Genomic DNA, 13766 nt, shown 5'->3' with positions numbered 1-13766 from the left:
TCTCCCGAGCTTGTTGCCGACCTTTACGGCCGGCAGCCCAATCACATTTCCTGTTCGGTTTCGTCTTCCGCACCCTCTGGTGCGTCTTCGGGTTCGCCGCGGCGTTTCCTGGCTTCCTTGCGCGCCCGATTGTCCTTCGACAGCGCATCGCGGATAAGGTCGTCGGTCAGAATCAGCCGCGCTTCGGCAATCGCATCGTAGGGAACACGTACCGTCGGCTCCTCGCCGTAAGCGGCCTTGTCACGCTCGATCAGCACACCGTCCGCGTCGCTTTCGGCGATCTTGCCCTTGAAGCGCTTACGGTCGGCGACGAGAACCGACGTTTCCATCTTCACCAGATGGCCGGTCCAGGCTGCAAAGTCCGATTTGCGGACCAGCGGCCGGTCGATGCCCGGCGACGACACTTCGAGATGATAAGCCTTCTCGATCGGATCATCGACATCGAGCGCCGGCGACACCGCGCGGCTGACCTCTTCACAATCCTCGACTGTCATGGTGCCGTCCTCGCGCTCGGCCATGATCTGCAGCGTCAGCCCGTTCTGGCCCGACAGGTGCACACGTACCAAGCGGAAACCAATGGCGCGCAGTACCGGCTGAACGATCAGCGCGATGCGCGCATCGATGCCGCTTTCGCGGATGATGCGGTCGTCGCCTTCGCTTGCCGTCACTGTCATTCGGTCCTGTCACTCGATTTCTGTTGGTCGGCAGGTAATAAAAAAGAGCGGGACCGGGTGGACCCACTCTTCGTCATAGCGACCAAGAATTTGAAGCTGATATAGACGATCGTGGTCCTCGTTTCAAGCCCGTCCTGCATGACGGCAAGGCTCCGAGTCCGCAGCGCTGCGCCAAATGCATGGCGCCCATGCAGTGATCCCCCTTTGAGCACCGGCCACGCACGACTATCTATGTTGCATTGCACAATTGGAGCGCTCACTGCGCTCAAAAGGGTACCATCATGAACAATCGTGGATTTTTTTCAGCCATAGGCGATGTCTTTAGCGTGTTCGGCAGCGCCGTAGCCGCGTCGCGGGCTGTGGAAAGCGGTCGCAAGCCGCGTGCGCATGATCTGCGCAATCTCGGCATGGAGCCGGCAGCCTTCGACAAGATCCGTCGCTTCTGAGCCAAGTGAGCGCCGAGAGCCTTCGGCCCGCTCGCCTTGTGCTCAGCTCTAATTTCCCGCTTATTTCCGCACGAAGGTGAGATAGGCGGGCCGTCGGCCTTCGCGAATGGCCTTGGCCTCATAGCGCGTCCCCGGCCAGCCATCATAGGGCCGGTGCCAGTCGGCTGCTTCGCTTGCCTGCCACGTGAAGGCGTCGTGCGCCCGGCAATGCAGGAGCGTCCAGTTCACATAGCTATCGATATCGGACGCAAAGTGGAACTTTCCGCCGTGCTTCAGGACGCGCGCGAAGCGGTTGAGATTGACCGGGCTGACGAAGCGCCGCTTCCAGTGCTTCTTCTTCGGCCACGGATCCGGATAGAGAAGGTCAATGCCGTCAAGCGAAGCCTGCGGCAGCCAGTCCAGCAGACGTGTGGCGTCGTCGTCGTAGACGCGCAGATTGGCAAGCGGCCGCTCCCGGACCGCCATCATCATCTTGGCCATGCCGTTGACGAAAGGCTCGACGCCGATAAAGCCGGTCGCCTGGCTGGCCGTAGCACGGTGCAGAAGATGTTCGCCGCCGCCAAAACCGATTTCGAGCTGGACAGCCGAAACTTCGGCTTCGAAAAGGCTCCGCAAGTCGGCCGGCGGTTCAACCGTCAGATCGAGCCTGTAGGCGGCGAAGCCGCTCTCCAGCGCCGCTGCCTGTTGTGGTCGAATGGCCTTGCCGCGCCGGCGACCGAAAAAGGCCTCAGTCGCACGGCTTGGCCGGTCCTTCGGATCCATAGGCGCCGCGGTTAGGCGGCGACTGCTTCGGCGACCGGTTCGGCGAGAGCGTCCTTGAGCGCCTTGGCGAGATCGGTCTTCTCCCAGGAGAAGGATCCGTCGCGGCCGGCCTTGCGGCCAAAATGGCCGTAGGACGAGGTCTTGGCATAGATCGGCTTGTTGAGATCGAGGTGGCGGCGGATGCCGGACGGCGACAGGTCCATCACGGCGCGCAGGGCACGCTCGAGTTTTGCCTCGTCGACCTTGCCGGTGCCGTGCAGGTCGACGTAGATCGACAGCGGCTGGGCGACACCGATCGCATAGGAAAGCTGGATGGTGCAGCGATCGGCGAGCTTTGCGGCAACCACGTTCTTGGCGAGATAACGCGCCGCATAGGCCGCCGAGCGGTCGACCTTGGTGGTGTCCTTGCCAGAAAAAGCGCCGCCGCCATGAGGCGCAGCTCCACCATAAGTGTCGACGATGATCTTGCGGCCGGTCAGGCCGGCGTCGCCATCAGGCCCGCCGATGACGAACTTGCCGGTCGGATTGATGTACCAGTTGCAATTGTCGGCAATCTTCAGGTCGCCCAGTGCTTCGCGAATATAGGGCTCGACGACGTTGCGCACCTTCTTCGAATCCCACGTCTCATCGAGATGCTGGGTCGACAGCACGATCTGCGTCACTTCCGCCGCTTTGCCGTCGACATAGCGGACGGTGACCTGGCTCTTGGCATCCGGCCCGAGCCTGCCGGCATCACCGCTGCCTTCATGGCGCGCAGCCGCCAGCAATTCGAGGATCTTGTGGCTGTAATAGATCGGCGCCGGCATCAGGTCCGGGGTTTCGCGGCAGGCATAGCCAAACATGATGCCCTGGTCGCCGGCTCCCTCCTCGCCTTGCCGGTCGGAGGCGTTGTCGACGCCTTGGCCGATATCCGGCGACTGGCCGTGCAGCAGGACCTCGATCTTGGCTGTCTTCCAGTGGAAGCCGGCCTGCTCGTAGCCGATTTCGCGGATCGCCTTGCGAGCGACCGACTTGAACTTGGCCGGGTTGACAATCGGATGGCCGGCCGCATCCTTCAGGACGTTGCCCTCCTTGTCCTTCTTGAGCAGCGTCTCGGGGACGCGCACCTCGCCGGCGATGACAACGCGATTGGTCGTCGCAAGCGTCTCGCAGGCAACGCGGACCTTCCACGGGTCCATGCCGGTCTTTCTGGCTTCGCGATAGACGAGATCGACAATCTCGTCGGAGATGCGGTCGCAGACCTTGTCGGGATGGCCCTCGGCAACGGATTCCGAGGTGAAGAAGTAATTGTGCCGCGTCACGGGTGTCCCCTCTTGAAAAAAATATCGGCAGGCCGCCGATTTTGGCGCGCCAGTTGTTAACGGTGCCGGGCGTCGCTCGTCAAGCCATGCAGCCGTTCCGGCATGAATTTTGACGTTATTATCTTTGCATCCCGAGACGGCCGCAGCGCGCACTGCGATCAGCCCTGGCACCAACAGACTGAGGAAACCGGCTTCGAGGAAGCGTGTCGAGCGAAATCGATCTGCGCTTTAGCGCATCTGCGGAATGAACATCCCTCAATGCGCGCAGCCGCGAGAAATTGCATGCCCAGCTACGACGACCCCTTCCTTGTTGAACTCTTCAGGGGCCAGTCAATCGACTTCGTCGGTGGAAAGCGACTTCACCAGCTCGATGATCTTGCGGCGCACTTTCACGTCAGCGATCTTGACGAAGGCGCGATTCAGCTGGAGGCCTTCCGGGCTGCCGCAGAATTCGACGGCGGAGGTCATCGAAGCATCCTCGGCAAATCCACGGTTGCCCACGGGCTCCTGACCGGGCGCATCCTCGAAAAAGAAGGCGACGGGGACGCCGAGTATGGAGGCGATTGCCTGCAAACGGCTGGCGCCGACGCGATTGGTGCCCTTTTCGTACTTTTGGATCTGCTGGAACGTTATGCCGAGGTTTTCACCCAGTTTTTCCTGGCTCATTCCCAGCATATTGCGGCGAAGCCGGATGCGGCTTCCGACGTGGATGTCGATCGGATTCGGCTTTTTCTTGTTTTCTTCTGTCATTTTTTCCTCGCCGAATTTTTCCGGCTTTTTCTATTTTGCTGCCCAAACGACGCCGCGGCCCGTGCCCCAACAGAACGACCTTATCGACTTCGAAAATTTTCAGGCGCTTACAGTATGAGTTTCTAATGTGTCGGCTGTCAATTCGCCCGTAGCCTTTGCCTTACGTTCAAAATGCATGCCGCAACGGCAAGCAAAAACATGATCAGCATTCCGTTAATGCGTCGTTGGCCGGAGGAAACGATGGCTGTGTTGGAGATCGGCACACGCACATCGATCGCGCCGCGTGCATCGATTGCCAGCGCGTCAACGATGCGACCGCGCGGGTCGACAACGGCCGAAATGCCGTTATTAGCCGCGCGCAACAGGGGCACCCCATTCTCCACCGCCCGGATCTGCGCCTGCCTGAAGTGCTGGTACGGCCCCGGCGTGTCGCCGAACCAGGCGTCATTGGTGACGTTCACAATAAGCTCGGCTGACGTTGCGTCAACTGCGACCAGATCGGGAAAGATGACCTCATAGCAAATAAACGGCAGCGCCCGGATACCGCCGGGCAGCGCGATCGGATGCCGCTCATTGCCCGCCGCGAAGGTCATTGGACCGGCAACAACCTGCTCAAGCCCGAAGCGGCCGAGCAGATCGGCGAAAGGCAGGTATTCGCCGAAGGGTACCAGGTGGACCTTGTCGACGGCATCGACGATTTCGCCCCTTTCGTCGATCGCCACCACAGAGTTGTAGTAACGGCTGCCGGCCGCCGAGCCGCCTTCCTCGCGAACGACGCCGGCGACCAGCATCTGGCCATCGCCAAGCATCTCTCCGATCGCAGGCAGGGCATCCGGACGTTCGGTGAATAGAAACGGCACGGACGTCTCCGGCCACAGGATCAATTGCGGCCTGTCATGGCCGGGTTCCGGCGCCTTGGCCGAAAGCCCCATCATGGTGGCGAAGATGCGGTCACGCACCGAGGTATCCCATTTTTCCGTAAGGTCGACGGCAGGCTGCACTATACGGACGTCAAGGCTGCGGGCGGCCGGCTTTTCGGGGGCGGCGAGCCGGATATAGCCGAAGCCGGCATGGGCGGCGACGAGAACGACAAGCAATGCCGCGCCGAGGCGGAGATGCCGGCGCGCCGCAAGCAGCGCCGGCAGCGCAAAGACGAAGACCGCAAGCGCGTTCATGCCGACCATGCCGGTCACCGATACGCTCTGCATCAGCAAAGGCACCGGCATCGCCGCATAGCCGACGGCATTCCAGGGAAAGCCGGTGAACAGGAAGCCGCGCAGCCATTCCGCCAAGGCAAAGCCGAAGGCAAGTGCCGCGATGCGGCCGATGTCATTGCTCCACAACAGCCGGGCGACCACGGCGGCGAAGCCATAGAAGAAGGCGAGCGCGAGGGGGATGCCGACCACCGCGAACGGCAAGGCCCAGGCGAAGCTGTCGGCCTCGACCAGAAGCGCCGAGCCGACCCACCAGAGACCGGCAAGAAAGTAGCCGAAACCGAACCACCAGCCGATGGCGAAAGCCGGCAGCAAGCGTCGCAGAAAACCGTCCGAGGCTTCGCCGGTCGCGCCGTCGAGTAGCCACACCAGCAGGGGAAACGAAACGAAACAGACGGCGAAGAAATCGTACGGCGCCTGGGCAAGAACCGCCAGCGCGCCGGCAAGAAACGCCACCAGCGCGCGCCGCCAGCCCCAAAGCAGAATTATCCGGCCGGCCTGGCGCTCCATCTATGCTTCCGAGTCGTGCGAATCAGGAAGCAAGATTTATCAGGCTGCGGGCTTGGCTCCAAACCGGGCGACCTAGTCCGCTCATAGCTATCGATGCCAGCCTTGTATCTTCAGCCCGCCCAGCCGCTCAGCCTCTTCGCGCGGGACGGAGCGGACAGTCTGGGAAAAGGTCCAGACATGGCCTTCAGGATCGCGCGCCCTGTACTGCCGTTCACCGTAGAGCTGGTCGGCAGGCTCCTCGACGATCTCGGCTCCCGCCGCCCTTGCACGATCGCAGTGGGCATCTATCCCGTCCTTCAGGCGTACATAGACCGACTGCGTGTTCTTGCCTGCAACTGAAGCCGGGCTGGCTATATGGTCGGCCCATTCGGAATCGACGATGATATAGTCGTCGCCGAACCGCATCTCGGAATGGACGAGCCTGCCATTAGCATCGCTGACCACCATGCTCGGCTCGAAGCCGAAAGCCTTTTCAAGCCATGTCAATGCGGCCCGCGGATTCTGGTAGAAGACACCCGAGCCCAAGGTTGAGTGCTTGAACGGGTCCTCAACCGGCATCGGGCAAGCCGCGTCCTTCAAGCCTGCTCGGTGCGGACGGCGCGGCGGCGGCGCTCGCCCTTCAGGGTCTCGACGATGCGCACGCGCTTGACGCGGCGCGGATCGGCGTCGAGCACATGGAACTCGAAGCCGGGTATGGCCTGCACCACTTCGCCGCGCGCCGGCACCCGGCCAAGCGTGTTGAAGATCATGCCGCCGATCGTGTCGACATATTCGCCGTGCTCGCCGGCGGCGAAATCCTCGCCGATCATCTTGGCGACATCGTCGATCTCGGCCTTGCCGTCGACGATGAAGACGCCTTCACCGGCCTGGGTGATCATCGGCTCGTCCTCGTCATGCTCGTCCTCGATGTCGCCGACCACCATCTCGACGATGTCCTCGAGCGAGACGAGACCGTCAGTACCGCCATATTCGTCGATGACCAAAGCCATCTGGGTCCGCGTCGTCTGCATCCGCCCCATCAGGTCGGAGGCGAGCATCGACGGCGGCACGAACAGCACCGGTCGGATCAGGTTGAGATCGCCGATGGTGCGCGCCAGATCGACCTGGGCGAGATCGAGAACCGTCGCGACCGGAGTTTTCCTGGTCGTCCTGCCCTTTCTGACGCGGGCGACCTTGGTGATGTGCGCCAGCACGTCGCGGATATGAACCATGCCGCGCGGATCGTCGAGCGTCTCCGAATAGACCGGCATGCGGGAATGGCCGGACTGCTCGAACAGCCCCAGAAGATCACCCAGCTTCGTGGTGATCTCGACCGCCTCGATGTCGGCGCGCGGCACCATGACGTCCTCGACGCGCACTTCGCGCAGGCGCAGGATGTTGTTAAGCATGGCGCGTTCGCCGGGCGAGAAGGATTCTGCATCGCTCGCCGTTTCGGCAAGCGCACCGGCAATCTCCTCGCGCAGGCTGGTGCCGTTGCGGTGCCTGAAAAGCCCGAGCACGCGATCGAACAGGGAAGGACCGGCAGGCGATGCCTCGCTGGCGAAGCTGCCGGTCGTGGTACTCGGACTCGAGCCCTCTTCCGTCGTTTCGGAAGGCTTGATCACACTGCCGGCGTCGGAGCGGGCGGCAGTCTCTGGTTTGTCGTTCATCATCGTCCGGTCAATTGGTCTTTTGTAATTACGTGTAGGGATCGGGAATGGCAAGCCTCGCAAGTGCTGCGCGCTCTGTCGCTTCCATCAGTTCCGCTTCGGCATCGGTTTCGTGATCATAGCCCAGCAAATGCAGCAGGCCATGGATGACGAGATGGGAGATATGGTCCTCGATGGGCTTGTCTTCCAGTGCCGCCTCGCGCGCGACAGTCTCGGCGGCCAGCACGATGTCGCCGAGCATCGGCGGCAGAGGCCCGCCCCTGGCAAACGGAAAAGCGGGAAAAGACAGGACGTTGGTCGGCTTGTCCTTGCCGCGCCAGCCGGCATTGAGCGTGCGGATACGGGCATCGTCGGAAAAGACGATGCTGAGCTCGGAACGCCCGTCGGCACCGGTTTCGGCAAAGGCGGCCGAGACGGCGTGGTCGACCAGCCGCGTCAGCGTCGTCTCGTCGGGCCAGTCGCCCGCCTCGATCGCGATATCGATTTCGACGGGAAGCGGTCCCCCCGCCTTTTGCTCCTCAGCCATGCGGCCGCATAATCGTATCAGCTTTCGACACCCAAACCCCTGGCCAGCTTGCCGTCCCGGTCGTAGGCCTTGACGATCTCGGCGACCAGCGGATGCCTGACGACGTCGCCTTCGTTGAAGCGGACCGTCACCATGCCGGTGACGCCGTCGAGGATTCTCAGCGCCTCGACCAGGCCGGACTTGGTGTTTGGCGGCAGATCGATCTGGGTCGGATCACCGGTGACGATCATGCGCGAGTTCTCGCCGAGCCGGGTCAGGAACATCTTCATCTGCATCGGCGTGGTGTTCTGCGCCTCGTCGAGTATGACGGCAGCGTGCGCCAGCGTACGGCCGCGCATGAACGCCAGCGGCGCGATCTCGATGACCTCTGCGGCAATCGCCCGCTCGACCTTGTCGGCCGGCATCATGTCGTAGAGCGCGTCATAGAGCGGCCGCAGATAGGGATCGACCTTCTCCTTCATGTCACCCGGCAGAAAGCCAAGCCGTTCGCCGGCCTCGACCGCGGGGCGCGACAGCACGATGCGTTCCACCATGCCGCGTTCGAGCAGCATTGCCGCATGCGCCACCGCCAGATAGGTCTTTCCGGTGCCGGCCGGGCCGATGCCGAAGACGAGTTCCGACCGCTCCAGCGCGCGCATGTAGGCGTCTTGGTTCAGCGAGCGGGCATAGATCGTCTTCTTGCGCGTCGATATCTGGGCGGCGGACACCTTGCCCTTGCGCTCCAGCGTCGGCAGCGTCAGCTGATCGTCGCTGGCGATCGCCATGCGCACGGCGCCATCGACATCGGACTGGCCGATGTCGGTGCCTTTCTGCAGAATGCCGTAAAGATTGTCCAAGGCGCGGCGTGCCTGCTCGGCGGCCGAGGAAGAGCCCTTGATGGTCAATTGATTGCCGCGCGAGCGGATATCGACGCCGAGCTTCTGCTCGAGTCGGGCCAGATTCTCGTCGAACTGGCCGTAAAGGGCGCTGGCAAGCTTGTTGTTGTCGAAAGTCAGTACGATGTGCGCGATATCCGAGGCCCCCGAGGGTAGGTTCTGGGGCAGGTTCTTCACTTCAGCAGCGCTCAACCGTCTCTCCTCATCTGCCGAGACCTTCAGGCCAATTCGGCGAACAGGCTGTTGTAGCCCGTCTTCGTGATTCGTACCTGGATAATGTCACCGATTTCGCCGGCCTTTTCATCAACAATAACCGGCTGCAGCCAGGGCGAGCGGCCAACCTTCTGGCCGGCCTGGCGGCCCGGCTTTTCGATCAGCGTGTCGATGGTCCTGCCGATCAGGCTGGTGCCGAAATCCTGCTGCTGTTTCAGCAGCAGCGCCTGCAGCCGCTGCAGGCGCTCGTCCTTGACGGCCTCCGGCACGTGATCGCTCATCTCGGCGCCCGGCGTGCCGGGGCGCGGCGAATATTTGAACGAAAAGGCCGAGGCATAGTTGACGTCTTCGACCAACTGCATGGTCGCCTCGAAATCGTCTTCCGTCTCGCCGGGAAAGCCGACAATAAAATCGCCCGACAGTGCAATATCGTTCCGTGCGGCACGGATGCGGTCGATCAACGTCAGATAGTCTTTGGCCATATGCCTGCGGTTCATCGCCTTGAGTATGTGGTCGGAGCCGGACTGCACCGGTAAATGTAGATAGGGCATCAGCGTCGGCAAATCACGATGGGCGGCGATCAATTCATCGTCCATGTCGCGCGGATGACTGGTTGTGTAGCGCAGCCGCGCCAGGCCTGGAATCTCGGCCAGCCTGAACAGCAGCCGGCCAAGGCCCCATTCCTCGCCGTTTTCGCCTCTTCCATGCCAGGCATTGACGTTCTGGCCGAGCAGCGTCACCTCGCGCACGCCGGCATCTGCCAGGCGCTCGGCCTCGGCGACGATCTGTGCGACCGGCCGCGAGACTTCCGAGCCGCGCGTATAGGGCACGACACAGAAGGTGCAGAACTTGTCGCAGCCTTCCTGAACGGTCAAGAACGCCGTCACGCCGCGCCTGATCAGTTCGGCGCGCTTCGGCTGCGGCAGATACTCGAACTTGTCCTCGACGGCATAGTCGGTCTCGACGATCTTTTCGCCGCCACGCACCCTCGCCAGCACACCGGGCAGCCGGTGGTAGGTCTGCGGGCCGATGACCAGGTCGACGGCCGGCGAGCGGCGGATGATCTCGGCACCCTCGGCCTGCGCCACGCAGCCGGCGACGCCGACCAGCATTTCGCGCCCGGCCTTTGCACGCTCGGCCTTCAACTCACGGATGCGCCCAAGTTCGGAATAGACCTTTTCCGCCGCTTTCTCGCGGATGTGGCAGGTGTTGAGCAGCACCAGATCGGCCTCGCCGATAGCGTCTGTCGCGGCATAGCCGTCGGCCGCCAGCGCATCGGTCATGCGCTGCGAATCGTAAACGTTCATCTGGCAGCCATAGGTCTTGACGAAGACCTTTCTGGTCGCGGCAGGCGGAACGACCAGGTTTTCGGCGGCAGCGCCGATGTCGTCGCGTTCTATCGTGTTCAATTCCATTTCGCGGCTTCTAGCGCCTTTCCCCGACAAAAAACAGACGAATCTGGCCGGGACCTGCGCAGCCTACCGGCTCGGACGCGGTTCGGCGAGCGCCGCCTGCACCATCTCGCGCACCTGGCGTTCCATCTGCTTTGCCGTCTCCTTGCGGCTTGAGCCCTTGGAGAAAGCAATCGCCTCGCCAAAATGCACCTCGACGTCGAGGGCGCCCTCGGCCATCAGCACCTTGAGGTGCGGCATCAGCTCCTCGTCGCCGATCCAGGCGGCAACCGGCCGATGCCGGCGGCCGAGCGGCACGCCATGCAGGCGCGTATAGACGATCGCCACCGGCTGGATGAAGACCTGTTCGGCCGCCCCTTCCGCAATCGCCATTGTGGCGGCGCCGAACAGCGTGCTCTTGAACGGCAGGATCATGTTGCCGTCGCCGGTCGAGCCTTCGGCGAACAGCACCATGGCGTCGCCCTTGGCCATGCGGTCGGCGATCTCGCTGGCCTGGTCGCCCGACGAACGCTTGCGCTCACGTTCGATGAATACCGTGCGCTGCAGCTTCGACAGCATGCCGATCAACGGCCAGCCGGCCATATCGGCCCTGGCGATGAACGTCACGTCGACCATCGACCCCAGCACCATGATGTCGGTCCAGGAGATGTGGTTGGCAGCAATCAGCAATGGGCGCTGGCCGGACAGCGCTCCCTTGACATGGATGCGCAGCCCCAGCGTCCTGACAATCATCCTGTGCCAGATTTTCAGGATGAAGGTCTCGCGCCAGAGCCCGGTCCGCATCGACAAGATCTGCAGCGGCACAAGCACCAGCGAGCCGACGACAACCAGCCCCAGCGCCAGGAAAATCCTGATTTTTCCGATCATCCGCACCACCCCGGCGTTTGGCTAACGAAGATCGCGGCGCATGACAAGCGCGCCGGTCGGGCCGTGCTCCGGCGACTTGTAATAGTTGGCACGCTTGCCGACTTCGCGGAAGCCGAACCGCCGGTAGAGCGCGGTCGCGGCGACATTGGTCTCGTCGACCTCCAGGAAAAGCGCCTCGGCGCGCTGTGCGTGCAGTTCACGCAGCACCGCATCCATCAATTGCCAGCCGAGCCCCCGGCGCCGATGCGAGCGTGCCACCGCGACCGTCAGGATCTCCCCCTCGCCGGCCGCCAGCCGCGCCAGCACGAAGCCGACCGGCGGCTTGGCACCCTGTCCGGTCTCGCGCGCGGCATAGCCGAACACCGTGTCCTGCTCGAGCAGCGCGGCGAATTCGTCGTCGGTCCACGGCCGCGCGAAATCCTCGCGATGCAGCACCGACATGGCCGCGCTATCGGCAACCGTCAACGGCTCGAGCGCATAGTCCCTGCGGCGCGACTGGAGGAAGGGAATGCGCATCAGGACTTGTTTCCGTTTGGACCATGATCTTTTCCCAAAACCGGTTTCCACTTTTTGGGATCATGGTCTTGCCTCGATAGAATAAAGCCTCCCTGAGGCTTTGCGTCGGCGCCGCGCAGTCCCTGAGGCTTTGCGTCGGCGCCGCGCAGATAGAGCGGTTTCGGCTTTTCGCCCTTGCCCTTTTTACCGGCACGTTGGGCGGCGGCCAGCCGGGCATAGACGGCGATGTCGGCGGTGGCCGCTGTCGCGCCGACGTCGAAGGCGCGCCCGGCCGAGGCGGCAATTTGCGTTGCCGCCGTACCGGCGAGAACCGCGGAGCTGTCAACCGCGATGGCGGCGGCTTGCGAGAGCGTGGTCACCGAGGGACCGTAAATCAAAACGGATGCTTCATCGTAGAGTGCCGCATGGATTTCCTCGCGCCCTGCATCGAGCGCGGCGAGCACGGCGCGACCGGGAAATGCCGCTCTCGCTTGCGCCGCCAGGGCCTCCAGAGTCGTCACGCCGATCGCCGGGATTTTCAGCGCCAGCGCAAGGCCGCGCGCCGCCGAGACGCCGACGCGCAGACCGGTGAAGGAGCCCGGACCGGTGGAAACGGCAATGGCGCCGAGGCTGGCATAATCGGTTCCAGCCGCCTTCAATGCTCCCTCGATCACGGCCATCAAATGTTCCGCATGGCCCTTGCCAAGATCGATCACCGAACGGCCGAGTTCCTTCCCAGCCGCCGCGTCGTAGACGCAGGCGGCGCAGAGATTGGCGGCACAGTCGATGGCAAGTAAATTCATGAAGCGGCCGGTTGAGACAGTTTCGAAAACAGCTTCCCTCTGCCCGCCAGGGCTCATCACCGCAAGGGCATAATGGATAAATCGTCAGGCGACTTTGCTTCGGCTCAGGTTCAAGACGGTAAGTTTCGACGAACGTAACTGCCACAAATCGGTGCCAGGACTAGCCGATCTGCTCGATACGCAGCACGTGATTATCCCAGACATAGTCCGGCTCGGAACGGGTCGCACCACCGGCTTCGATGATTTCGCCGGCGCCGGTCGTCGCCATGAAGCTTTCCCCATCGGCTGCAACGCCGCAAACCTCGACCAGCGCCTTGGTGGCGACGATGCGGCCGCTGGCCGTGTCGATCACGGCGAGCGAATTGCCCTCAGGCGAAGACACGGCGATAGTGCCGGCGGCAGGGTTGGCGGCGACCGAGCCGATATAGTTCCTGAAGGCCGAGAGCACGTCCTGCGACATGTCGAGCAATTTCAAGTCCTTGCCCGGCGGCGCGCGGCCGAGCAGCGGGGGACGATCGGTGCCCGGCCCCCTGTACTGGCAGCCGAACCAGACGGTGCCGGACCGGTCGGCATCCATATGGCGGATCGACAATTGGTGCAGCGCCGGCGGCAATTCGTGCTTTTCGGTGAGATCGCCCGTGAGACGGTCGACCAGCACGTAGGATGGCCGCATCGTTGCGATGTTGAGCTCGGCGCGGCCATAATCCGGATGCGTCTCGATGCCGCCATTAGCCACAGCAATCGTCCTGCCGTCGGAAAGCAGCAAAAGCTCGTGTGGGCCTATGCCGTAGGTCGGGAACTCGCCGATGCGCTTGAATTTCGCATGCGCGTCATAGACGCCGACGACGCCGGCGGCATTGTCGAAATCGTTCTCGGTGGCGTAGAGCAGCGTACCGTCGGCCGAGAACACGCCGTGGCCGAAGAAATGCCGGCCGGCAACGCTGGCAACGGTCTGCGGTTCATCGCGGCCGGTATGGTCGAAGACGACAGCAAAGGTGCCCGGCTGCCTGGCAAACACCACCGAACGCTTGGACACCGGGTCGAAGGTAACGTCGTGGCCCCGATCGGGCAGATCGATCGTGTGCAACAACTTGCCGGCCTCGGACAGGACGGCCGCGCCATAGCTGCCGTCGCGCTTGACGAAAGCGGTGGCGAAGACCGAGTCGGCGTCGAGTGTCTTTGCCCAGGCCGACGGCGCCATCGCCGCTACGAAACCAGCGCCTGCGGCCCTCAGGAAATCGCGCCGATCGATCAGCGGCGTCCTCATGA

General features: G+C 62.9%; 15 protein-coding genes. 1 reads left to right on the top strand and 14 read right to left on the bottom strand.

Features of this window, described 5'->3' with window-relative positions; genetic code table 11:
* Positions 1-41: 41 nt before the first annotated feature.
* Entirely contained in the window at positions 42-674 is a 633-nt protein-coding gene (gene rimP / locus NKJ55_RS02965) for a ribosome maturation factor RimP (RefSeq protein ID WP_023676900.1), read from the bottom strand.
* A 281-nt stretch (positions 675-955) separates the two neighbouring features.
* Between rimP and NKJ55_RS02960 the strand changes: the two genes are divergently transcribed.
* A complete protein-coding gene (locus NKJ55_RS02960) occupies positions 956-1120 on the top strand; it encodes a hypothetical protein (protein WP_352448601.1) in 165 nt (54 codons plus the stop codon).
* 60 nt (positions 1121-1180) lie between these two features.
* Here NKJ55_RS02960 and trmB read toward each other — a convergent pair whose 3' ends face one another.
* The 13 genes from trmB to NKJ55_RS02895 form a co-directional block, all read right to left on the bottom strand.
* A complete protein-coding gene (gene trmB / locus NKJ55_RS02955) occupies positions 1181-1882 on the bottom strand; it encodes a tRNA (guanine(46)-N(7))-methyltransferase TrmB (RefSeq protein ID WP_352448600.1) in 702 nt (233 codons plus the stop codon).
* 11 nt (positions 1883-1893) lie between these two features.
* On the bottom strand, positions 1894-3183 hold the full coding sequence (gene metK, locus NKJ55_RS02950; RefSeq protein WP_023676896.1) for a methionine adenosyltransferase: 1290 nt from the start codon (positions 3181-3183) through the stop codon (positions 1894-1896).
* 330 nt (positions 3184-3513) lie between these two features.
* A complete protein-coding gene (locus tag NKJ55_RS02945) occupies positions 3514-3933 on the bottom strand; it encodes a helix-turn-helix domain-containing protein (protein WP_023676895.1) in 420 nt (139 codons plus the stop codon).
* Between the two features lie 137 nt (positions 3934-4070).
* Positions 4071-5657 carry an apolipoprotein N-acyltransferase gene (lnt, locus tag NKJ55_RS02940; RefSeq protein WP_352448599.1) on the bottom strand — a complete coding sequence of 529 codons (1587 nt, stop codon included), beginning with the start codon at positions 5655-5657 and terminating at the stop codon, positions 4071-4073.
* Positions 5658-5744: 87 nt separating this feature from the next.
* On the bottom strand, positions 5745-6215 hold the full coding sequence (locus NKJ55_RS02935) for a VOC family protein (RefSeq protein ID WP_352448598.1): 471 nt from the start codon (positions 6213-6215) through the stop codon (positions 5745-5747).
* 17 nt (positions 6216-6232) lie between these two features.
* Positions 6233-7306, bottom strand: a complete 1074-nt coding sequence (locus NKJ55_RS02930; RefSeq protein ID WP_352448597.1) for a hemolysin family protein — start codon at positions 7304-7306, stop codon at positions 6233-6235.
* Between the two features lie 28 nt (positions 7307-7334).
* A complete protein-coding gene (gene ybeY, locus NKJ55_RS02925; RefSeq protein WP_352448596.1) occupies positions 7335-7832 on the bottom strand; it encodes an rRNA maturation RNase YbeY in 498 nt (165 codons plus the stop codon).
* A gap of 17 nt (positions 7833-7849) precedes the next feature.
* Positions 7850-8899: a PhoH family protein gene (locus NKJ55_RS02920; RefSeq protein WP_023676891.1), complete on the bottom strand. Its 1050-nt coding sequence runs from the start codon at positions 8897-8899 to the stop codon at positions 7850-7852.
* A gap of 26 nt (positions 8900-8925) precedes the next feature.
* Positions 8926-10335: a tRNA (N6-isopentenyl adenosine(37)-C2)-methylthiotransferase MiaB gene (gene miaB, locus NKJ55_RS02915; RefSeq protein WP_352448595.1), complete on the bottom strand. Its 1410-nt coding sequence runs from the start codon at positions 10333-10335 to the stop codon at positions 8926-8928.
* A 63-nt stretch (positions 10336-10398) separates the two neighbouring features.
* Positions 10399-11199: a lyso-ornithine lipid O-acyltransferase gene (olsA, locus tag NKJ55_RS02910; protein WP_352448594.1), complete on the bottom strand. Its 801-nt coding sequence runs from the start codon at positions 11197-11199 to the stop codon at positions 10399-10401.
* A gap of 21 nt (positions 11200-11220) precedes the next feature.
* Positions 11221-11715, bottom strand: coding sequence for a ribosomal protein S18-alanine N-acetyltransferase (gene rimI, locus NKJ55_RS02905; RefSeq protein ID WP_352448593.1), 495 nt, complete (start codon positions 11713-11715; stop codon positions 11221-11223).
* Positions 11715-12497, bottom strand: a complete 783-nt coding sequence (tsaB, locus tag NKJ55_RS02900) for a tRNA (adenosine(37)-N6)-threonylcarbamoyltransferase complex dimerization subunit type 1 TsaB (RefSeq protein WP_352448592.1) — start codon at positions 12495-12497, stop codon at positions 11715-11717. The genes rimI and tsaB overlap by 1 nt, the downstream gene beginning before the upstream one ends.
* 160 nt (positions 12498-12657) lie before the next feature.
* Positions 12658-13764 (bottom strand): DUF1513 domain-containing protein, encoded by a 1107-nt coding sequence (locus NKJ55_RS02895; protein WP_352448591.1) that lies wholly within the window; start codon positions 13762-13764, stop codon positions 12658-12660.
* Between the last annotated feature and the right edge of the window lie 2 nt (positions 13765-13766).

The organism is Mesorhizobium sp. M0106 (genome assembly GCF_040322715.1).
Taxonomy (GTDB): Bacteria; Pseudomonadota; Alphaproteobacteria; order Rhizobiales; family Rhizobiaceae; genus Mesorhizobium.
This window is presented reverse-complemented; position numbering and strand designations above follow the sequence as displayed.

Excerpts from the sequence above, each read along its gene's own strand:
- rimP (WP_023676900.1), bottom strand. The coding sequence starts at position 674 with ATGACAGTGACGGCAAGCGAAGGCGACGACCGCATCATCCGCGAAAGC.
- NKJ55_RS02960 (WP_352448601.1), top strand. The coding sequence starts at position 956 with ATGAACAATCGTGGATTTTTTTCAGCCATAGGCGATGTCTTTAGCGTG.
- trmB (WP_352448600.1), bottom strand. The coding sequence starts at position 1,882 with ATGGATCCGAAGGACCGGCCAAGCCGTGCGACTGAGGCCTTTTTCGGT.
- NKJ55_RS02945 (WP_023676895.1), bottom strand. The coding sequence starts at position 3,933 with ATGACAGAAGAAAACAAGAAAAAGCCGAATCCGATCGACATCCACGTC.
- lnt (WP_352448599.1), bottom strand. The coding sequence starts at position 5,657 with ATGGAGCGCCAGGCCGGCCGGATAATTCTGCTTTGGGGCTGGCGGCGC.
- NKJ55_RS02935 (WP_352448598.1), bottom strand. The coding sequence starts at position 6,215 with ATGCCGGTTGAGGACCCGTTCAAGCACTCAACCTTGGGCTCGGGTGTC.
- NKJ55_RS02930 (WP_352448597.1), bottom strand. The coding sequence starts at position 7,306 with ATGAACGACAAACCAGAGACTGCCGCCCGCTCCGACGCCGGCAGTGTG.
- ybeY (WP_352448596.1), bottom strand. The coding sequence starts at position 7,832 with ATGGCTGAGGAGCAAAAGGCGGGGGGACCGCTTCCCGTCGAAATCGAT.
- miaB (WP_352448595.1), bottom strand. The coding sequence starts at position 10,335 with ATGGAATTGAACACGATAGAACGCGACGACATCGGCGCTGCCGCCGAA.
- olsA (WP_352448594.1), bottom strand. The coding sequence starts at position 11,199 with ATGATCGGAAAAATCAGGATTTTCCTGGCGCTGGGGCTGGTTGTCGTC.
- rimI (WP_352448593.1), bottom strand. The coding sequence starts at position 11,715 with ATGCGCATTCCCTTCCTCCAGTCGCGCCGCAGGGACTATGCGCTCGAG.
- tsaB (WP_352448592.1), bottom strand. The coding sequence starts at position 12,497 with ATGAATTTACTTGCCATCGACTGTGCCGCCAATCTCTGCGCCGCCTGC.
- NKJ55_RS02895 (WP_352448591.1), bottom strand. The coding sequence starts at position 13,764 with ATGAGGACGCCGCTGATCGATCGGCGCGATTTCCTGAGGGCCGCAGGC.